General features: G+C 63.5%; 22 protein-coding genes. 19 read left to right on the top strand and 3 right to left on the bottom strand.

Annotated features, from left to right (window positions below):
* Nucleotides 1-298 precede the first annotated feature (298 nt).
* Complete coding sequence (locus PSEMO_RS07760) at nucleotides 299-844, top strand: RNA polymerase factor sigma-70 (RefSeq protein ID WP_075802533.1); 546 nt, start codon at nucleotides 299-301, stop codon at nucleotides 842-844.
* A 24-nt stretch (nucleotides 845-868) separates the two neighbouring features.
* On the opposite strand, the gene PSEMO_RS07765 is transcribed toward PSEMO_RS07760, so the two are convergent.
* A complete protein-coding gene (locus PSEMO_RS07765) occupies nucleotides 869-1,621 on the bottom strand; it encodes a substrate-binding periplasmic protein (RefSeq protein WP_372239102.1) in 753 nt (250 codons plus the stop codon).
* A 222-nt stretch (nucleotides 1,622-1,843) separates the two neighbouring features.
* On the opposite strand from PSEMO_RS07765, the gene PSEMO_RS07770 reads away from it, so the two are divergent.
* A complete protein-coding gene (locus PSEMO_RS07770) occupies nucleotides 1,844-2,395 on the top strand; it encodes an exonuclease domain-containing protein (protein WP_075802535.1) in 552 nt (183 codons plus the stop codon).
* A gap of 74 nt (nucleotides 2,396-2,469) precedes the next feature.
* Nucleotides 2,470-2,754 carry a pyrimidine/purine nucleoside phosphorylase gene (gene ppnP / locus PSEMO_RS07775; protein ID WP_075802536.1) on the top strand — a complete coding sequence of 95 codons (285 nt, stop codon included), beginning with the start codon at nucleotides 2,470-2,472 and terminating at the stop codon, nucleotides 2,752-2,754.
* A 120-nt stretch (nucleotides 2,755-2,874) separates the two neighbouring features.
* Here the strand turns inward: ppnP and PSEMO_RS07780 are convergent, their stop codons facing one another.
* Nucleotides 2,875-3,564: an alpha/beta family hydrolase gene (locus PSEMO_RS07780; RefSeq protein WP_075802779.1), complete on the bottom strand. Its 690-nt coding sequence runs from the start codon at nucleotides 3,562-3,564 to the stop codon at nucleotides 2,875-2,877.
* Between the two features lie 49 nt (nucleotides 3,565-3,613).
* Between PSEMO_RS07780 and ccoN (PSEMO_RS07785) the strand changes: the two genes are divergently transcribed.
* The 14 genes from ccoN (PSEMO_RS07785) to hemN all read left to right on the top strand — a co-directional run bounded on the left by ccoN (PSEMO_RS07785) (nucleotide 3,614) and on the right by hemN (nucleotide 17,840).
* Entirely contained in the window at nucleotides 3,614-5,038 is a 1,425-nt protein-coding gene (gene ccoN / locus PSEMO_RS07785; RefSeq protein WP_075802537.1) for a cytochrome-c oxidase, cbb3-type subunit I, read from the top strand.
* A 10-nt stretch (nucleotides 5,039-5,048) separates the two neighbouring features.
* Complete coding sequence (gene ccoO / locus PSEMO_RS07790; RefSeq protein ID WP_075802538.1) at nucleotides 5,049-5,657, top strand: cytochrome-c oxidase, cbb3-type subunit II; 609 nt, start codon at nucleotides 5,049-5,051, stop codon at nucleotides 5,655-5,657.
* A 6-nt stretch (nucleotides 5,658-5,663) separates the two neighbouring features.
* The gene (locus tag PSEMO_RS07795) at nucleotides 5,664-5,861 is read left to right on the top strand and encodes a cbb3-type cytochrome oxidase subunit 3 (protein ID WP_075802539.1); all 198 of its coding nucleotides are present in this window, start codon (nucleotides 5,664-5,666) and stop codon (nucleotides 5,859-5,861) included.
* The gene (ccoP, locus tag PSEMO_RS07800; RefSeq protein ID WP_075802540.1) at nucleotides 5,858-6,793 is read left to right on the top strand and encodes a cytochrome-c oxidase, cbb3-type subunit III; all 936 of its coding nucleotides are present in this window, start codon (nucleotides 5,858-5,860) and stop codon (nucleotides 6,791-6,793) included. The genes PSEMO_RS07795 and ccoP (PSEMO_RS07800) overlap by 4 nt, the downstream gene beginning before the upstream one ends.
* A 492-nt stretch (nucleotides 6,794-7,285) precedes the next feature.
* Nucleotides 7,286-8,728 (top strand): cytochrome-c oxidase, cbb3-type subunit I, encoded by a 1,443-nt coding sequence (ccoN, locus tag PSEMO_RS07805; RefSeq protein ID WP_075802541.1) that lies wholly within the window; start codon nucleotides 7,286-7,288, stop codon nucleotides 8,726-8,728.
* Nucleotides 8,728-9,336 carry a cytochrome-c oxidase, cbb3-type subunit II gene (ccoO, locus tag PSEMO_RS07810; protein ID WP_075802542.1) on the top strand — a complete coding sequence of 203 codons (609 nt, stop codon included), beginning with the start codon at nucleotides 8,728-8,730 and terminating at the stop codon, nucleotides 9,334-9,336. Before ccoN (PSEMO_RS07805) ends, ccoO (PSEMO_RS07810) begins: the two co-directional genes overlap by 1 nt.
* Nucleotides 9,337-9,341: 5 nt before the next feature.
* Nucleotides 9,342-9,539, top strand: a complete 198-nt coding sequence (locus tag PSEMO_RS07815; protein ID WP_009396218.1) for a CcoQ/FixQ family Cbb3-type cytochrome c oxidase assembly chaperone — start codon at nucleotides 9,342-9,344, stop codon at nucleotides 9,537-9,539.
* The gene (ccoP, locus tag PSEMO_RS07820; protein WP_075802543.1) at nucleotides 9,536-10,516 is read left to right on the top strand and encodes a cytochrome-c oxidase, cbb3-type subunit III; all 981 of its coding nucleotides are present in this window, start codon (nucleotides 9,536-9,538) and stop codon (nucleotides 10,514-10,516) included. The genes PSEMO_RS07815 and ccoP (PSEMO_RS07820) overlap by 4 nt, the downstream gene beginning before the upstream one ends.
* A gap of 358 nt (nucleotides 10,517-10,874) precedes the next feature.
* Nucleotides 10,875-12,293: a cytochrome c oxidase accessory protein CcoG gene (gene ccoG / locus PSEMO_RS07825; protein WP_075802544.1), complete on the top strand. Its 1,419-nt coding sequence runs from the start codon at nucleotides 10,875-10,877 to the stop codon at nucleotides 12,291-12,293.
* Nucleotides 12,294-12,305: 12 nt separating this feature from the next.
* The gene (locus tag PSEMO_RS07830) at nucleotides 12,306-12,845 is read left to right on the top strand and encodes a FixH family protein (protein WP_075802545.1); all 540 of its coding nucleotides are present in this window, start codon (nucleotides 12,306-12,308) and stop codon (nucleotides 12,843-12,845) included.
* 174 nt (nucleotides 12,846-13,019) lie between these two features.
* Nucleotides 13,020-15,473 (top strand): heavy metal translocating P-type ATPase, encoded by a 2,454-nt coding sequence (locus tag PSEMO_RS07835; RefSeq protein ID WP_075802546.1) that lies wholly within the window; start codon nucleotides 13,020-13,022, stop codon nucleotides 15,471-15,473.
* 9 nt (nucleotides 15,474-15,482) lie between these two features.
* Nucleotides 15,483-15,698 (top strand): cbb3-type cytochrome oxidase assembly protein CcoS, encoded by a 216-nt coding sequence (gene ccoS / locus PSEMO_RS07840; RefSeq protein WP_075802547.1) that lies wholly within the window; start codon nucleotides 15,483-15,485, stop codon nucleotides 15,696-15,698.
* On the top strand, nucleotides 15,691-16,374 hold the full coding sequence (locus tag PSEMO_RS07845) for a sulfite exporter TauE/SafE family protein (protein ID WP_075802548.1): 684 nt from the start codon (nucleotides 15,691-15,693) through the stop codon (nucleotides 16,372-16,374). Before ccoS ends, PSEMO_RS07845 begins: the two co-directional genes overlap by 8 nt.
* An 83-nt stretch (nucleotides 16,375-16,457) precedes the next feature.
* On the top strand, nucleotides 16,458-17,840 hold the full coding sequence (gene hemN / locus PSEMO_RS07850; protein WP_075802549.1) for an oxygen-independent coproporphyrinogen III oxidase: 1,383 nt from the start codon (nucleotides 16,458-16,460) through the stop codon (nucleotides 17,838-17,840).
* Here hemN and PSEMO_RS07855 read toward each other — a convergent pair.
* Entirely contained in the window at nucleotides 17,837-18,292 is a 456-nt protein-coding gene (locus tag PSEMO_RS07855) for a hypothetical protein (RefSeq protein ID WP_075802550.1), read from the bottom strand. The genes hemN and PSEMO_RS07855 overlap by 4 nt on opposite strands.
* Nucleotides 18,293-18,449: 157 nt before the next feature.
* Here PSEMO_RS07855 and fnrA point away from each other — a divergent pair, with 157 nt between their 5' ends.
* Together fnrA and PSEMO_RS07865 are read left to right on the top strand one after the other, a co-directional pair.
* Nucleotides 18,450-19,184: a Crp/Fnr family transcriptional regulator FnrA gene (gene fnrA / locus PSEMO_RS07860; RefSeq protein WP_009396203.1), complete on the top strand. Its 735-nt coding sequence runs from the start codon at nucleotides 18,450-18,452 to the stop codon at nucleotides 19,182-19,184.
* Between the two features lie 56 nt (nucleotides 19,185-19,240).
* Entirely contained in the window at nucleotides 19,241-19,789 is a 549-nt protein-coding gene (locus PSEMO_RS07865; protein WP_075802551.1) for an adenine phosphoribosyltransferase, read from the top strand.
* Nucleotides 19,790-19,898: the final 109 nt, after the last annotated feature.

A 19,898-nucleotide genomic window follows, 5' to 3' on the forward strand; every position in this document is an offset into this window, starting at 1 on the left:
CCCGGAGCGAATTCAGCCCGCGCTCCGGGTTGCTTGACCGCCCATCGCGGCGGTCTTTTTTTGCCTGTGCGGCAGACCCCGATTCGTCATTTGCCTGTGCGATAAGGAAAGCCTTCCCCCTGCCTGAGCGGCCCGATTCATGCGGCGCATCACAGACCGGGCCTTAGATCCAAATCGCAGGACGTCTCATCTACTTTCGCATTTGACAATAATTATCATTAATACTAGTTTGTCGCACGTCGCAGCGAATGGTCCCGTAAGGCCATTCGCTATCCACTTAGAGAAAAGGTGATTTTCCATGGCGGAACAACTATCCACAGGTAAGTGCGATTCACCGTTACTCCAAGCGTTCGTCGACAATCGCGGCATCCTCGTCAAGATCGCAGCCCGCATCACCGGCTGTCGCTCGCGGGCAGAGGACGTCGTCCAGGACGCTTTCTTTCGCCTCAATTCCGCGCCGCAGATCACCTCGTCGTTCAAGGCACAGCTGAGCTACCTGTTCCAGATCGTGCGCAACCTGGCCATCGACCATTACCGCAAGCAGGCGATGGAGATGAAGTATTCGGGAAGTGAAGAAGAAGGCTTGAACGTGGTGGTCCAGGGCGCTTCGCCCGAGGCCGCGCATATCAATTTCGCCACCCTCGAGCACATTGCCGACGCGCTCACCGAACTGCCGCCACGTACCCGCTATGCCTTCGAGATGTACCGCCTGCACGGTGTGCCACAGAAGGATATCGCCAAGGAACTCGGCGTCTCGCCGACCCTGGTCAACTTCATGATCCGTGATGCCCTGGTGCATTGCCGCAAGGTCTCCAGCGCGCGCAGCGCCGGCCTGCCCCACTGATACCGCCAGGTGAGCCGGCACCGCTCAATGGGTATGCGGGCCGATCACCTGGATCTGGTACGGCTGGAAAATCCTCAGCAACTCGCCGCTTGCCCGCAACTGCTCCAGCAGCGCAGCGAACTCCTCGCCGCTGATCTTCGCCTGCGGGCGCAACAGCGCGTAATGGTGATAGACCTGATCGATGCGCTCCGAGGCCAGCAGCTCGGCGACGCTGTCCGGGTTGCGCTTCATGTAGTCACTCAGGTACGAGCGGGTAACCAGGGCGATATCGGCGCGATCGCGCTGGACCATCAGCAGGTTGCTGTCGTGGGAATAGGTCAGGGTGGCGTTGTAGGTGGTGGCGAGATAGCGCGGGTCGGGATTGAAGTTGGCAAAGGCGTAGTGGTAACCGCTGAACAGGGCCAGGCGCTTGCCCTTCAGGTCTTCGAAGTAATGCTGGTCGCGTCCCTCGGAACGGTGGGTGACGAAGACTTCGGCATCTTCCAGGCCCATGTCGACGCTGACATGCTTGATGTTCTGCCAGCCCCAGTCGGGGTTCTCGAAGATCGCCATGTCCACCCGTCCCTGCTCGAAATCGCGAAAGCGCCGCGGAATCGAGGTGGGCACGAGCACGAAATGGAAGCGGTCCTGGGCCTTGTTCAACGCTTCGGCCAGTTGCGGCAACAGGCCGGTGTCGGCGCCCTGTTCGGGGCGTACGGTATACGGCGGGAAGTGCGCCGCGCCGATCCTGATGTCGACGCTTTCCACAGCGAAAGCCGCGTCTGCCTGCCAGGTCAGGAAAAGACACAGCAACGAAGGCAATACCCGTGGTATTGGCGCAAGAATCAAGGCAACACTCTCAAGGATTTCCAACCTGAATCTGACTAAGCTAGGTGTTTTCCCGGGGTAGCACAACCCGGGACAAGCGCCATTTTCGCGCACTGGGGGCAAAATGCCATGGGATACCGGCGACGGCCGGGTTTGGCTACGCTTGAGCCTCTACCTGTCAGGGAAACAATTATGGGCCATTGGTTGGTGATCGACCTGGAAGCCACCACCGACGACGGCGGTTGGCCGCTCACGGAAATGGAAGTGATCGAAATCGGCGCGAGCCTGGTCAATCGGGAAGGACGCGAGGTGGATCATTTCCAGCGCTTCGTCAAACCGCGGCGGCGTCCGCAACTGACGCCGTTCTGCCGGCAACTGACCCACATCACCCAGGCCAACGTGGACAGCGCGGCGCCCTTCGCCGAGGTCTGGGGCCAGTTCGAGCGCTGGCTGGGCAACTACCAGCCGCGCCTGGAGGGCTGGACCAGCTGGGGCGACTACGACCGCAAGCAATTGCTGCAGGAATGGCAGGCCAATGGCATCGACAGCCTGCTGGCCCACGTGACGCATCTCAACCTCAAGCAGCGCTTCGCCAAGGCCCGCCACCTGAGCCGGCCGCTGGGGTTGAATGGTGCGCTGCAACTGGCTGGATTGCAGTTTCACGGGCAGCAGCATCGTGCCCTTGAGGATGCGCGCAACACCGCGCGTTTGCTGCCGCTGACCCTGCCGTTGCAGGGCACCTGAAAGCGGATGACGGGACCACGGGGGTTGGGCATACTGGCCGGCCTTTTTGGTCCCTTTCTTTTCAGGAGTCGCCCATGTTCAAAGTCAACGAGTACTTCGATGGCACGGTCAAATCCATCGCCTTCACCGGCGCTGAAGGTCCGGCCACTGTCGGCGTCATGGCCCCGGGCGAATACGAATTCGGCACTGCCCAGCGTGAAATCATGCACGTGGTCTCCGGCGCCCTGACCGTCAAGCTGCCGGACAGCGACAACTGGGAAACCTTCTCCGCCGGCAGCCAGTTCAATGTCCCGGCCAATGCCAAGTTCCAGCTGAAGGTGGCGGTGGATACCGCTTACCTGTGCGAGTACCGCGACTGATTTAGCGGCTTGCACAAATCACTGTGGGAGCTGGCTTGCCAGCGATAGGGCCGGCAAGGGTAATGATGTTGCCTGATCTGGCCTCATCGCTGGCAAGCCAGCTCCCACAGGGTTCTCGGCTCACTTCAGGAATCGTGCAACGCGCTGCGCCGCCGTCTGCATATGATCGGCATGAGTAAAGCCTGAAGCCTTCAACGGCTTGAGGTCATGGTCCCCCGCCTCCAGCCAGCACAGCTCGATCACCGGCGACAGTTCATAGCCTTCCACCGTCTCCCGGTTCCCCAGCGCGTCCCGCGTACCCTGGACAATAAGCGTCGGCGTCTTCAGCCCGGCCAGGTGCGCCACCCTTGGCTTATCCGGCTTGCCCGCTGCATAGAACGGATACCCCAGACACACCAGCCCGTCCGCACCCAGCTCATCCGCCAGCAAACTGGCCATGCGCCCGCCCATGGACTTGCCGCCAATCGCCAGCGGCCCAGCGACCAATGGTCGCACCTCCTGCCACACCTCCCGCCAGCACCCCAGCAAAACCGCCTGCGGATTCGGCGGCCTTTTGCCACCACTGAGCCGCCGTTCAGCCATGTACGGAAACTCGAAGCGCAGCACGCCAACCCCTTGCCCGGCAAGCCTTTGCGCCATGTCCTGCATGAACCCGCTGTCCATCGGCGCACCCGCCCCGTGGGCCAGGATCAGGCACCCGCGCACGCCGCCATCTGCCTGATTTTGCGGGGCATTCCATAGCCACCCCCGCACGTTCGCCCTGTTCGCCAGTTGATCCCCGTCAATACCGGCGATCTGCCCATTAATCATGCTTGCCTCGCTGTCTAGCCTGCCTATAACCGTGGATGGGAACCCATACATGAACACAACCAGCAGTACCGCCTACAACTACAAGGTGGTCCGCCAATTCGCCATTATGACGGTGATATGGGGAATCGTCGGGATGGGGCTCGGCGTTTTCATCGCCGCTCAACTCGCCTGGCCCGCCCTTAACTTCGACCTTCCCTGGACCAGCTTCGGGCGCCTGCGCCCGCTGCATACCAACGCGGTGATCTTCGCCTTCGGTGGTTGCGCGCTGTTCGCCAGTTCGTACTACTCGGTCCAGCGTACCTGCCAGACCACCCTGTTCGCGCCCAAGCTCGCGGCGTTCACGTTCTGGGGCTGGCAACTGGTGATCCTGCTCGCCGCCATCACCTTGCCGCTGGGCTACACCAGCTCCAAGGAATACGCCGAGCTGGAATGGCCGATCGACATCCTCATCACCATCGTCTGGGTGGCCTATGCCGTGGTGTTCTTCGGTACGCTGATCAAGCGCAATACCAAGCACATCTACGTCGGCAACTGGTTCTTCGGCGGGTTCATCCTGACCGTGGCGATGCTGCACATCGTCAACAACCTGGAACTGCCGGTCAGCCTGACCAAGTCCTACTCGCTGTACAGCGGCGCCACCGATGCCATGGTCCAGTGGTGGTACGGCCACAACGCCGTGGGCTTCTTCCTCACCGCCGGCTTCCTCGGGATGATGTACTACTTCGTGCCGAAACAGGCCGAACGTCCGGTGTATTCGTATCGCCTGTCGATCGTGCACTTCTGGGCGCTGATCACCCTGTACATCTGGGCCGGTCCGCACCACCTGCACTACACCGCCCTGCCCGACTGGGCCCAGTCCCTCGGCATGATCATGTCCCTGGTGCTGCTGGCGCCAAGCTGGGGCGGCATGATCAACGGCATGATGACCCTCTCCGGTGCCTGGCATAAGCTGCGCTCCGACCCGATCCTGCGTTTCCTGGTGGTGTCCCTGGCGTTCTACGGCATGTCGACCTTCGAAGGTCCGATGATGGCCATCAAGACCGTCAACGCCCTGTCCCACTACACCGACTGGACCATCGGCCACGTACACGCCGGTGCCCTCGGCTGGGTTGCGATGATCTCCATCGGCGCCCTGTACCACATGATTCCGAAAGTCTTCGGCCGCGCCCAGATGCACAGCATCGGCCTGATCAACGCGCACTTCTGGCTCGCCACCATCGGCACCGTGCTCTACATCGCCTCGATGTGGGTCAACGGTATCGCCCAGGGCCTGATGTGGCGTGCAGTCAACGCCGACGGCACCCTGACCTACTCGTTCGTGGAAACCCTGGTGGCCAGCCACCCCGGCTTCATCGTGCGCTTCGTCGGCGGTGCGATCTTCCTGACCGGCATGCTGCTGATGGCCTGGAACACCTGGCGCACCGTGCGTGCTCCAGCCCAGGCAACCGCAGACGCTTCCGCGCAGCTGGCCTGAGGAGTACGAGATGAAACACGAAGCCATTGAAAAGAACGTCTTCCTGCTGGTCCTGCTGATGGTGTTCGCCGTGAGCATCGGCGGCCTGACCCAGATCGTTCCGCTGTTCTTCCAGGACGTGACCAACAAGCCGGTGGAAGGCATGAAGCCCTACACCGCGCTGCAACTGGAAGGCCGCGATATCTACATCCGCGAAGGCTGCGTCGGCTGCCACTCGCAGATGATCCGTCCGTTCCGCGCCGAAACCGAGCGCTATGGCCACTACTCGGTCGCCGGTGAAAGCGTCTGGGACCACCCGTTCCTGTGGGGCTCCAAGCGTACCGGTCCTGACCTGGCCCGCGTGGGCGGCCGCTACTCCGACGACTGGCACCGCGCGCACCTGTACAACCCGCGCAACGTGGTACCGGAATCGAAGATGCCGTCGTACCCATGGCTGGTTGCCCAGCCAGTGGATACCAGCCACACCGAAGCCAAGATCAAGGCCATGCGCACCCTCGGCGTGCCGTACACCGACGACGACATCAGCGGTGCCGTCGCCTCGGTCAAGGGCAAGACCGAAATGGACGCCCTGGTCGCCTACCTCCAGGTGCTTGGCACCGCGATCAAGAACAAGAGGTAAGCAACCATGGAATTCAGCCTGGATATCGGCCAGTTGCGCGGCCTCGGCACCCTGATCGTGGCAATCGCCTTCATCGGCCTGTCGCTGTGGGTGTTCAACCGCCGCCGTGACCGCGAATTCGCCGAAGCGAGCCTGCTGCCCTTCGCCGATGAACGCCTGCCCAACGCCGAACAAGAAAACGCCACGAGGAGTAATCGGCAATGACCACCTTCTGGAGTACGTATATCAGCGTACTGACCATCGGTAGCCTGATCGGCCTGACCTGGTTGCTGCTGTCCACCCGCAAGGGCGAGACACCCGGCAGCACGGACCAGACCATGGGTCACGCCTTCGATGGCATCGAGGAGTACGACAACCCGCTGCCGCGCTGGTGGTTCTGGCTGTTCGTCGGCACCCTGGTGTTCGCCGCCGGCTACCTGGTGCTCTACCCGGGCCTGGGCAACTGGAAAGGCCTCCTGCCCGGCTATGAAAATGGCTGGACCGGCGCCAACGAATGGCAGAAAGAGATGGAACGTGCCGACGCCAAGTACGGCCCGATCTTCGCCAAGTTCGCCGCCATGCCGGTGGAAGAAGTGGCCAAGGACCCGCAAGCGCTGAAGATGGGCGGTCGTCTGTTCGCCTCCAACTGCTCGGTGTGCCACGGTTCCGACGCCAAGGGTTCCTACGGCTTCCCCAACCTGACCGACAAGGACTGGCGCTGGGGCGGCGAGCCGGAAACCATCAAGACCTCGATCATGCTCGGGCGTCATGGTGTGATGCCGGCCTGGTCGGAAGTCATCGGTGAGCAGGGCGTGGCCGACGTGGCCGCCTTCGTCCTGACCAGACTGGATGGCCGCAGCGTGCCGGAAGGCACCAAGGCCGACCCGGCCAATGGCGAGAAGATCTTCGCCGCCAACTGCGTGGCCTGCCACGGTGCAGAAGGCAAGGGTACTCCAGCGATGGGCGCACCTGACCTGACCCACCCGCAAGCCTTCATCTACGGCTCGAGCTTCGCCCAGTTGCAGCAGACCATCCGTTACGGCCGCCAGGGCCAGATGCCTGCCCAGCAGGACATCCAGGGCAACGACAAGGTCCACTTGCTGGCCGCGTACGTCTACAGCCTTTCGCAGGAAGGCGACAAGACTTCTGCACAGTAAGACTTCAATCCATCTGAGGATTGACTGAAACCGCCGCATCCGACCCGGATGCGGCGGTTTTTTTTGCTGCTGCGACAGAGTGTCGCACCCCTCCGGCGTACCGCCTTGCACCCCCTCCGAACGGGACTAAGCTTGTTGCCTCATGCGGCTTCAGGCGATGTCGGCCCTACACCCCTGTTGGGTAATCTCACTTCGCCATACCCGCGCAAAGGCCGATGGCTCTTTGCTTTCCCCTATTTTTCGCAGGGAGAAAGCGCGGATTGTCGGCAGGTTTCCAAGCCTTGTTGAGCGTGCAATCCACAATAAAAATGGTGCACATAAATAATTGATTATTGTGTACAATTTGCGCGGTAGTTGGGTCGGAAGGGCCGGAACAAAGGCCCGGGAGAGCCGTGGGACGGTACCCCTTGCGTTGCAATACCCACACTCCCTGTAGATACTTGCGCCGATTTCTCTACCTACAAAAACACCTAAAAACCGTGGAACCTTAGAATGAGCACAGCAATCAGTCCGACTGCTTATAACTATAAGGTCGTCCGCCAGTTCGCCATCATGACGGTGGTCTGGGGGATCCTTGGCATGGGCCTCGGTGTCTTCATCGCCTCGCAACTGGTCTGGCCGCACCTGAACCTTGACCTGCCGTGGACGAGCTTTGGACGCCTGCGCCCCCTGCACACCAACCTGGTGATCTTCGCCTTCGGTGGTTGTGCACTGTTCGCCACTTCCTACTATGTCGTGCAGCGAACCTGCCAGACCCGACTGATCTCCGACAGCCTCGCGGCCTTCACCTTCTGGGGTTGGCAAGCGGTCATCGTCAGTGCGCTGATCACCCTGCCCATGGGCTACACCACCACCAAGGAATACGCCGAGCTGGAATGGCCGATCGCCATTTTGCTGGCCATCGTCTGGGTGACCTACGCGGTTGTATTCTTCGGCACCATCGTCAAGCGCAAGACCAAGCACATCTATGTCGGCAACTGGTTCTACGGTGCCTTCATCCTGGTCACCGCGATGCTGCACATCGTCAACCACATCTCGCTGCCGGTGAGCTTCTTCAAGTCGTACTCGGCCTATGCCGGCGCCACCGACGCGATGATCCAGTGGTGGTACGGGCACAACGCCGTGGGCTTCTTCCTGACCACCGGCTTCCTCGGCATGATGTACTACTTCGTACCGAAGCAGGCCGAGCGTCCGATCTACTCCTACCGCCTGTCCATCGTGCACTTCTGGGCGCTGATCACCCTGTACATCTGGGCAGGTCCGCACCACCTGCACTACACCGCCCTGCCGGACTGGGCCCAGTCCCTCGGCATGGTGATGTCGATCATCCTCCTGGCCCCCAGCTGGGGCGGCATGATCAACGGCATGATGACCCTCTCCGGCGCCTGGCATAAGCTGCGCACCGACCCGATCCTGCGCTTCCTCGTGGTGTCCCTGGCGTTCTACGGCATGTCGACCTTCGAAGGCCCGATGATGGCCATCAAGACCGTCAACTCGCTGTCCCACTACACCGACTGGACCATCGGCCACGTGCACGCCGGCGCCCTCGGCTGGGTGGCGATGATCTCCATCGGCGCCGTGTACCACATGATTCCGAAACTCTACGGTCGTGCGCAGATGCACAGCGTCGGCCTGATCAATGCGCACTTCTGGCTCGCCACCATCGGCACCGTGCTCTACATCGCCTCGATGTGGGTCAACGGCATCACCCAGGGCCTGATGTGGCGTGCGATCAACGATGACGGCACCCTCACCTACTCCTTCGTCGAAGCGCTGCAAGCCAGCCATCCGGGCTACATCGTCCGCGCCCTGGGCGGTGCGTTCTTCGCCTCGGGCATGCTGCTGATGGCCTGGAACGTCCTGCGCACCGTGCGCGAGTCGAAACCGGCCGAAGCGGCAGCCGCCGAACAGATCGTCGTCGTGGGAGCGCACTGATGAAGCACGAAGTAGTCGAGAAGAATATTGGCCTGCTGGCCTTCTTCATGGTCATCGCCGTGAGCATCGGCGGCCTGACCCAGATCGTTCCGCTGTTCTTCCAGGACGTCACCAACAAGCCGGTCGAGGGCATGAAGCCGCGTACCGCGCTGGAACTGGAAGGCCGCGACGTGTACATCCGCGAAGGCTGCGTCGGCTGCCACTCGCAGATGATCCGTCCGTTCCGCGCCGAGACCGAGCGCTACGGCCACTATTCGGTGGCCGGTGAAAGCGTCTGGGACCACCCGTTCCTCTGGGGTTCCAAGCGTACCGGTCCGGACCTTGCGCGGGTCGGCGGTCGTTACTCCGATGACTGGCACCGTGCGCACCTGTACAACCCGCGCAACGTGGTACCCGAGTCGAAGATGCCGGCCTATCCGTGGCTGGTGGAAAACAAGCTCGACGGCAAGGACACCGCGAAGAAGATGGAAGTCCTGCGTACCCTCGGCACCCCGTACACCGACGCCGACATTGCCGGCGCTCGTGACGCGGTCAAGGGCAAGACGGAAATGGACGCCCTGGTCGCGTACCTCCAGGGTCTTGGCACCATCATCAAAAGCAAACGGTGACTGCGATGGATATCGGGATGATTCGTGGCCTGGGCACCGTCGTGGTGATGGTGGCCTTCGTGGGCCTGGCGTTGTGGGTGTTCAGTTCTCGGCGCAAGTCCGAGTTCGACGAAGCGACCATGCTGCCCTTCGCGGATGATCCCGAGGCCAGCAAGCACGTCGAGCAAGCGCAAGAGAAAGCGTCTAGGAGTAACAACGAATGACTACCTTCTGGAGTCTGTACGTCACCGTTCTGAGTCTGGGCACCATCTTTGCCCTGACCTGGCTGCTGCTCTCCACCCGCAAGGGCCAGCGCAGCGAAACCACCGAGGAAACCGTCGGCCATTCCTTCGACGGCATCGAGGAATACGACAACCCGCTGCCGAAGTGGTGGTTCATGCTGTTCGTCGGCACCATCATCTTCGCCCTGGGCTACCTCGCGCTGTACCCGGGCCTGGGCAACTGGAAAGGCATCCTGCCGGGCTACCAGTACCTGGATACCGAGAAGCAGGTGCAGTTCGCCAACGGCCAGGCCGGCTGGACCGGCGTGCACGAGTGGGAAAAGGAAATGGCCCGGGCTGATGCCAGGTTCGGTCCGATCTTCGCCAAATTCGCGGCCATGCCGATCGAAGAAGTGGCGAAAGATCCGCAGGCGCTGAAGATGGGTGGCCGTCTGTTCGCCTCGAACTGCTCGGTCTGCCACGGCTCCGACGCCAAGGGTTCCTACGGCTTCCCCAACCTCACCGACAACGACTGGCGCTGGGGCGGCGAGCCGGAAACCATCAAGCAGACCATCATGGCCGGCCGTCACGGCGTGATGCCGGCCTGGGCCGAAGTGATCGGCGAGCAGGGCGTGGCGGATGTCGCCGCGTTCGTGCTGACCAACCTCGATGGCCGCACCCTGCCGGAAGGCACCAAGGCCGACTCGGCGGCCGGGCAGAAGATCTTCGCGGCCAACTGCGTGGCTTGCCATGGTCCGCAGGGCAAGGGCACGCCGGCCATGGGCGCGCCTGACCTGACCCACCCGCAGGCGTTTATCTACGGTTCCAGCTTCGCCCAACTGCAGCAGACCATCCGTTACGGCCGTCAGGGCCAGATGCCGGCGCAGCAGGAAATCCAGGGCAACGACAAGGTCCACCTGCTGGCGGCCTATGTCTACAGCCTGTCGCACAAGGATGAGAAGCCGGCCGAGGCGCAGTAAGGCCCGGCGGTAGACAAGGCCCCGTCAGTGCAGGCTGGTGGGGCCTTTTTTCTTGGCGGGTGGATGCAGTGGTGTTCTTCAGGGCCTCATCGCTGGCAAGCCAGCTCCCACAGGGAACGCGGTGACTGTGGGAGCTGGCTTGCCAGCGATGAGGCCCGAAAGAACACCCTCAATTGACCTGCATCAATTGACATCGCCAATACACCATTGCCCGCCCCAAACCAACGCGACCTAAGGTCGCACCCGCGCCCCGGGGCCCCTGCACAGGCGTATGATGCGGGCCAGAGCAGCAACACTTCTGACTGCGGTTGGCATGCACTGGCCGCGGCATTTTTCCACTGCCGTGGGACTGTAAACGATGAGCAAACAGATTCCTGTACAAGACATCACCCCACCCGCCAAGAATAAAAAAGACACTGGCGTCGACCTCTACGCCGCCCGGGAAAAAATCTACACCCGGGCCTTCACCGGTATCTTCCGCAACCTGCGCATGGCCGGTGGCGCCCTGCTCTTCCTTCTCTATTTCGGCACCGTCTGGCTCAACTGGGGCGGGCACCAGGCCGTCTGGTGGAACCTGCCGGAGCGCAAGTTCTACATTTTCGGCGCAACCATCTGGCCGCAGGACTTCATCCTCCTCTCCGGCATCCTGATCGTCGCCGCCTTCGGCCTGTTCTTCATCACCACCTTCGCCGGACGCATCTGGTGCGGCTACACCTGCCCCCAGAGCGTGTGGACCTGGATCTTCATGTGGTGCGAAAAGGTCACCGAAGGCGACCGCAACCAGCGCATGAAACTCGACAAGGCGCCGATGAGCGCCAACAAGCTGGTGCGCAAGTCGGCCAAGCACAGCCTGTGGCTGCTGATCGGCTTCGTCACCGGGATCACCTTCGTCGGCTACTTCGCGCCGATCCGCGAGCTGCTGGTGGACTTCTTCACCGGCGAAGCGGATGGCTGGTCGTACTTCTGGGTCGGCTTCTTCACCCTCGCCACCTACGGCAACGCCGGCTGGCTGCGCGAACAGGTGTGCATCTACATGTGCCCGTACGCGCGCTTCCAGAGCGTGATGTTCGACAAGGACACCCTGATCGTCTCCTACGACCCGCGCCGCGGCGAGACCCGTGGCCCGCGTAAAAAGGACGCGGACTACAAGGCCCAGGGCCTCGGCGACTGCATTGACTGCACCATGTGCGTCCAGGTCTGCCCGACCGGCATCGACATCCGTGACGGCCTGCAGGTCGAATGCATCGGCTGCGCCGCCTGCATCGACGCCTGCGACAACATCATGGACAAGATGAACTACCCGCGCGGGCTGATCAGCTACACCACCGAGCACAACCTGTCCGGGCAGAAGACCCACATGATCCGGCCGCGCCTGATCGGCTACCTGGTGGTGCTGCTGACCATGATCGGCCTGCTCGCCACCGCCTTCTTCATGCGCCCGCTGGTCGGTTTCGACGTCAGCAAGGACCGCGTGCTGTACCGCGAGAACGCCCAGGGCTGGATCGAGAACGTCTACAGCCTGAAGGTCATGAACAAGGACCAGCACGACCACGTCTACGTCCTCGAAGCCAAGGGCCTGCCGAACCTGCGTCTCGATGGCGCCAGGGAAATCCGTGTCGCGGCCGGCGATATCGTCAGCCTGCCGGTGCAGTTGTCGGTCTCCCCCGAGCAGTTGCCGTCGACCACCAACGAAGTCATCTTCGTGCTTCGTGACGCTGACGACAGCGATTCCGAAGTCGAAGCCAAGAGCCGGTTCATCGGCCCGCAAATCCGTTAAGAGAGCACGCCAATGCCTGCAACGCCCACCGTTCACAGCGTCTGGTACAAGAACCTCTGGCCCTGGATCATCATCGGCATCCTCGCCACCTCGGTGACCCTGAGCCTGACCATGGTCAGCATCGCGGTGAACAACCCGGACAACCTGGTCAACGACAACTATTACGAAGCGGGCAAGGGCATCAACCGCTCGCTGGACCGCGAGCTGCTGGGGCAGACCCTGAAGCTCAAGGCCGATGTGCACCTGGACGAGGTGACCGGTGAAGTGGAACTGCGCCTGAGCGGCGACAGCCAGCCGCAGACCCTGGAGCTGAACCTGATCTCGCCGACCCAGCCGGAGAAGGACCGCAAGGTGGCGCTGACCCTGAGCGGCGAGCCGGGGCGCTACCTGGGGCAACTGGAAGACAAGGTCGAAGGCCGGCGCTTCGTTGAACTGCTGGGGACCGAGAAGGGGCAGACCTGGCGCTTGTTCGAGGAAGAGGATGTGGCCCATGGGGTGACCCTGGTGCTGGGGGATGAAGAGCTGAAGGGAGCCGAGCATCTGGACAAGTGAAATTGTGCTGTTGCTAATGGCCTCATCGCTGGCAAGCCAGCTCCCACAGGTTTTGTGTACACCGCGAACCCTCTGGGAGCTGGCTTACACAGGTTTTGTGCACGCCACGAACCCTGTGGGAGCTGGCTTGCCAGCGATTGGGGTCACCACCGAAAGACCTGCGATAAGACAGTCATGACCACCCCCACGCCTTGCTACCACTGTGCCCTGCCCGTCCCTGCCGACAGCCACTTCACCGCCGTCGTCCTCGGCGAGCCCCGGCCATTCTGCTGCCCCGGCTGCCAGGCCGTGGCCGAGGCCATCGTCGCCGGCAAGCTGGAGAGCTACTACCAGCACCGCAGCGAAGCCAGCGCCAACCCCGACGCCCTGCCCCGCCAGCTCAGCGACGAACTGGCCCTGTACGACCGCGCCGACGTCCAGCAACCCTTCGTCCGCCATGAAGGCGAACTGGCCGAAACTACCCTGCTCATCGAAGGCATCAGTTGCGCCGCCTGCGGCTGGCTGATCGAAAAGCACCTGCGCAGCCTGCCCGGGGTCGCCGAGGCCCGCCTGAACCTGTCCAACCACCGCCTGCTGGTGAACTGGGCCGACAGCCAGTTGCCCCTGTCCAAGCTGCTCGCCGAACTGCGCCAGATCGGCTACGCCGCCCACCCCTACCAGGCCGACCGCGCCGCCGAGCAACTGGCCAGCGAAAACCGCACCGCCCTGCGCCAGCTCGGCGTCGCGGGCCTGCTGTGGTTCCAGGCGATGATGGCGACCATGGCTACCTGGCCCGAATTCAATATCGACCTCAGCCCGGAGATGCACACCATCCTGCGCTGGGTGGCGATGTTCCTGACCACGCCCATCGTCTTCTACAGCTGCGCGCCGTTCTTCCGCGGTGCCGCCCGCGACCTGCGCACCCGTCACCTGACCATGGACGTCTCGGTGTCCCTGGCCATCGGCCTGGCCTATGTCGCCGGGATCTGGACCGCCATCACCGGCAGCGGCGAGCTGTATTTCGATGCGGTGGGCATGTTCGCCCTGTTCCTCCTGGCCGGCCGCTACCTGGAACGCCGCGCCCGCGAGCGCACCGCCGCCGCGACCGCACAACTGGTCAACCTGCTGCCGGCCTCGTGCCTGCGCCTGGATGCCACCGGCAACAGCGAGCGCATCCTGCTGCGCGAACTGCAGATCGGCGACCGCGTACAGGTCCAGCCCGGCGCGGTGATGCCCGCGGACGGGCGCATCGTCGACGGCCAGTCGAGCATCGACGAGTCCCTGCTCACCGGCGAATACCTGCCCCATCCGCGGCAGACCGGTGACAGCGTCACCGCCGGCACCCTCAATGTGGAAAGCGTGCTGACCGTGGAAGTCCAGGCCCTCGGCCATGACACCCGCCTGTCCGCCATCGTCCGCCTGCTGGAACGGGCGCAGTCGGAGAAACCACGCCTGGCCGAGATCGCCGACCGCGCCTCGCAATGGTTCCTGCTGTTCAGCCTGGTCGCCGCCCTCGGCATCGGCCTGCTGTGGTGGCAGATCGACGCTGAGCGGGCCTTCTGGATCGTCCTGGCGATGCTGGTGGCGACCTGCCCGTGCGCCCTGTCCCTCGCCACCCCGACCGCCCTGACTGCCGCCACCGGTACCCTGCACAGCCTCGGCCTGCTGCTCACTCGCGGCCATGTGCTGGAAGGCCTGAACCAGATCGACACAGTGATCTTCGACAAGACCGGCACCCTCACCGAAGGCCGCCTGACCCTGCGGGCGATTCGTCCGCTGGCCGGGCTGGATGCCGATCACTGCCTGCGCCTTGCCGCGGCCCTGGAAAACCGCTCCGAACACCCGATAGCCCGCGCCTTTGGCCGTACCGTGGCGGTGGCCGAAGCGGTCCAAAGCACGCCGGGGCTGGGCCTTGAAGGCCAGGTGGAAGAGCGCTTGCTGCGCATCGGCCAACCGGCCTTCGCTTGTGAATTGAGCGCTGCCGCAGTCCCGCCCATGCCCGACGAGCCCGGCCAATGGCTGTTGCTCGCCGACCGGCAAGGCCCGCTGGCCTGGTTCGTCCTCGACGACCGCCTGCGCCACGACGCCGCCGACCTGCTCGACGCCTGCCGCGCCCGGGGCTGGCAGACCCTGCTGCTGTCCGGCGACAGTTCGCCGATGGTCGCCAGCGTCGCCGCCGAACTGAAGATCGACCAGGCCATCGGCGGCCTGCGCCCCGACGACAAGCTGCAACGCCTGAAAGCCCTGCAGGCCGAAGGCCGCAAGGTGCTGATGCTGGGTGACGGGGTCAACGACGTGCCAGTACTCGCAGCGGCGGATATCAGCATCGCCATGGGCTCGGCCACCGACCTGGCCAAGACCAGCGCGGACGCCGTGCTCCTGTCCAACCGCCTCGACAGCCTGGTGCAGGCCTTCGTCCTGGCCCGGCGCACGCGGCGGATCATCATCGAGAATCTGTGCTGGGCCGCGCTCTACAATGGCCTTATGCTGCCCTTTGCCGCCCTTGGCTGGATTACCCCGGTGTGGGCGGCGATCGGCATGTCGGTCAGTTCGCTGATCGTGGTGCTCAATGCCCTGCGCCTGACCCGGCTGCGCGGCACCGTGGCGGCGCAACCCGCACCCGCCGCGCCCCATGCCGCGACCGCCTGAGGAACTGCCATGCCCGCGCTCTATGTGATGATTCCCGCCGCCCTGGTCCTGGTCGGCATCGCCGTATACATCTTCTTCTGGGCGGTGGACAGCGGCCAGTACGAGGACCTCGACGGCCCGGCCCACAGCATCCTGTTCGATGACCAGGACCCGAAGCACCAGGCTGCGGTGAAAGGCGAGGAAAGCGCCGAAGACGACCAGCCAGAGCCGCCTGCCCGTGGTTGAACTGCTGCCCCTGCTCAGTTCTGCCCTGATCCTCGGCCTGCTCGGCGGCGGCCATTGCCTGGGCATGTGCGGCGGCCTGATGGGGGCCCTGACCCTGGCCATCCCGCCTGAGCAGCGTGGCCGGCGCCTGCGCCTGCTGATCGCCTACAACCTTGGCCGGGTGCTCAGCTATGCCAGCGCCGGTTTGCTGCTGGGTCTTGCCGGCTGGGCCCTGGCCGGCAGCCCGCTGGCCACGGCGATGCGCGTGGTCGCGGCGCTGCTGCTGATCACCATGGGCCTGTACCTGGCCGGCTGGTGGAGCGGCCTGACCCGCGTGGAAAAACTCGGGCGCGGCCTGTGGCGACATATCCAGCCGGTGGCAACGCGCCTGCTGCCTGTCTCCAGCCTGCCCCGCGCCTTGCTGCTCGGTGCGCTCTGGGGCTGGCTGCCCTGCGGCCTGGTCTACAGCACCCTGCTCTGGGCGGCGAGCCAGGGCAGCGCGGTCAACAGCGCCCTGCTGATGCTGGCCTTCGGCATCGGCACCTGGCCGATCCTGCTGGCCACGGGCCTGGCCGCCGAGCGCAGCAACGCCCTGCTGCGCAAGCGCGGGGTGCGGGTGGCCGGGGGGCTGCTGGTGATCCTGTTCGGCCTATGGACCCTGCCCGGGCCGCACCAGCACTGGCTCATGGGCCACTGACGGCGCCCTTGATACAAATCAACACCCATGTACGTGGCGCTCCCTAGACTCCGGACACTGCCGTAATTCCTGGGACTGCCACCATGTACGACGCCCTCCAATGGGACTCTGACCTGATCCGCCGCTACGATCTGGCCGGCCCGCGCTACACCTCCTACCCGACCGCGGTGCAACTGCACAGCGAGATCGGCTCCTTCGACCTCCTCCACGCCCTGCGTGACAGCCGCCGCACGGCGCGTCCACTGTCCCTCTACGTGCATGTGCCGTTCTGTGCCAACATCTGCTACTACTGCGCCTGCAACAAGGTCATCACCAAGGACCGCGCCCGCGCCCAGCCCTACCTGCAACGCCTGGAACAGGAAATCCAGCTGATCGCCTGCCACCTCGACCCCGGGCAGACGGTCGAGCAGCTGCACTTCGGCGGCGGCACGCCGACCTTTCTCAGCCACGTCGAACTGCGCGAGCTGATGGCCCACCTGCGCCAGCACTTCAACCTGCTGGACGACGATTCCGGCGACTACGGCATCGAGATCGACCCGCGCGAGGCCGACTGGTCGACCATGGGCCTGCTCCGCGAGCTGGGCTTCAACCGCGTCAGCCTCGGCGTGCAGGACCTCGACCCGGCCGTGCAGCGGGCGATCAACCGCCTGCAGACCCTGGAACAGACCCGCGCCATCATCGAAGCGGCGCGCACCCTGCAATTTCGCTCGATCAACCTCGACCTGATCTACGGCCTGCCCAAGCAGACCCCGGAAGGCTTCGCCCGTACCGTCGAGGAAGTGATCAAACTGCAACCGGACCGCCTCTCGGTGTTCAACTACGCGCACCTGCCGGAGCGCTTCATGCCCCAGCGGCGCATCGACAGCGCCGACCTGCCGGCCCCGGCGGCCAAGCTGGAAATGCTTCATCGCACCATCGAGCAGCTGACCAACGCCGGCTACCGCTATATCGGCATGGACCACTTCGCCCTGCCCGACGACGAGCTGGCCATCGCCCAGGAAGAAGGCACCCTGCAACGCAACTTCCAGGGCTACACCACCCACGGCCACTGCGACCTGATCGGCCTGGGCGTGTCGTCCATCAGCCAGATCGGCGACCTGTACTGCCAGAACAGCAGCGACCTGGCCGACTACCAGAACGCCCTCGACGCCGCGCAACTGGCGACCCGCCGCGGGCTGATCTGCAACCAGGACGACCGTGTGCGCCGGGCCGTGATCCAGGACCTGATCTGTCATTTCGAGCTGGATTTCGAGCGGATCGAACAGGCCTTCACCATCGATTTTCGTGGCTACTTCAAGGACCTGTGGCCCGCATTGGAAGGGATGGCCAAGGACGGCCTGATCGAACTGCGCAGCGACGGCATCAGCGTGCTGCCGGCCGGGCGCCTGCTGGTGCGCTCGGTGTGCATGGTGTTTGACGCCTACCTGGACCTGACCAATCGCCAGCGTTTCTCGCGGGTGATCTAGGCCAGCAGCTTCATCGCCTTGCCCACCTGGTCCGGTGTCAGAGCGGCCTGACTCATGGCCCGGACCAGTCCGAAGTTGACGGTGTTCAACGACGCGGACAAGGCGCTGACCCGGGCCTGCAGGGCCGCGGTCTTTTTCTGCATTTGTACCGGATCGAGGGATCGATCCCGCATCAACGCCTGGAGCTGGCGGTTGGCCTCGGCCAGTTCCTTTTGCAGTTTGCGAATCATCTTGAGCAACTGACGAACGGACTCGGGCAGCCCGCTTTCGTCGATATCGGCGTCGCCCGTTTGTTTGCTGGCGACTTCCAGGCCCTTGAGGGACAGGTCAACCTTGATTCCCTCGGACGGCACTGCACCGCTCTGCCGGGCGTCTTCAGCCTGATTGGCGCGGTTTTCCGCCTGATTGGCGAGGATCGCCTGGCGAGTGTTCTTGATATCGACGGTCAGCATGGCGAGGCCTGCCTGAGGTAAAGATCCATGAGGTTTTATCGGCAACAAACCCGCGAACTTGAGCGGAGCGCGCACCAGAACAGAGCAAGCTGGCCTACAGTAGCCCGGCTGGGTTACCCTTGCGTTCTATGTGTGCTTTCCCACAAGGATCGATGAAATGTCTGAGCCAGTTAAACTGCGTCCTCACAACCAGGCTCATTGCAAGGATTGCAGCCTCGCGCCCCTGTGCCTGCCCCTGTCGCTGAACCTGGAAGACATGGACGCACTGGATGAAATCGTCAAACGCGGGCGACCCCTGAAGAAAGGCGAGTTTCTGTTCCGGCAGGGTGACAACTTCGGCTCTGTCTACGCGGTGCGCTCCGGCGCCCTGAAAACCTTCAGCCTCAGCGATGGCGGCGAAGAGCAGATCACCGGCTTCCACCTGCCCAGCGAGCTGGTCGGGCTGTCCGGCATGGACACCGAGGCCTACCCGGTCTCCGCCCAGGCCCAGGAAACCACCTCCGTTTGCGAGATTCCCTTCGAGCGCCTGGACGAACTGTCGGTGCAACTGCCGCAACTGCGTCGCCAGTTGATGCGGGTGATGAGCCGGGAGATTCGCGACGACCAGCAGATGATGCTGCTGCTCTCGAAGAAAACCGCCGACGAACGGATCGCCACCTTCCTGGTCAACCTCTCCGCACGCTTCCGCGCCCGGGGTTACTCGGCCAACCAGTTCCGCCTGAGCATGTCGCGCAACGAAATCGGCAACTACCTGGGCCTGGCGGTGGAAACCGTGTCCCGGGTGTTCACCCGCTTCCAGCAGAACGGCCTGATCGAGGCCGAAGGCAAGGAAGTGCGGATCCTCGACCCGATCCAGTTGTGTGCGCTGGCCGGTGGCGCACTGGAAGCCTGACCCTGGCGACAAACGGGTATACTGACGGGCGTTTTGCCCATCAGGATACCCGCTCCATGCCCAGCGAAAGCTTTGACCTCAAATCCCTCATCCGCCCGGTCGTGGACTTCCCCAAGCCCGGCGTGATCTTCCGTGACATCACCCCGCTGTTCCAGTCGCCGCGGGGCCTGCGCCATGTCATGGACCAATTCATCGAACGCTATGTCGAAGCCGACTTCAGCCATATCGGCGCGATGGATGCCCGTGGCTTCCTGATCGGCTCGATCATTGCCCATGAGCTGAACAAGCCGCTGATCCTGTTCCGCAAGCAGGGCAAACTGCCGGCCGACGTGATCAGCCAGGGGTACCAGACCGAGTACGGCGAGGCGTTCCTGGAAGTGCATGCGGACAGTCTGTGCGAAGGGGATCAGGTGCTGATCTTCGACGACCTGATCGCCACCGGCGGGACCTTGCTGGCCGCGGCGAGCCTGGTGCGGCGCATGGGCGCGGCGGTGTATGAAGCGGCGGCGATCATCGACCTGCCGGAGCTGGGTGGCTCGCAGAAGCTGCGGGATGCGCAGGTGGAGACGTTCTGCCTGACCGAGTTTTCGCTTAGCGAATACTGATTGGCTTCAGGGCCTCATCGCTGGCAAGCCAGCTCCCACAGGTTCACTGCAAGGCTCTGGCCTGAGGTGATCCCTGTGGGAGCTGGCTTGCCAGCGATAGGGCCCTGAA

Source organism: Pseudomonas putida (assembly GCF_001941965.1).
Lineage (GTDB): Bacteria > Pseudomonadota > Gammaproteobacteria > Pseudomonadales > Pseudomonadaceae > Aquipseudomonas > Aquipseudomonas putida_L.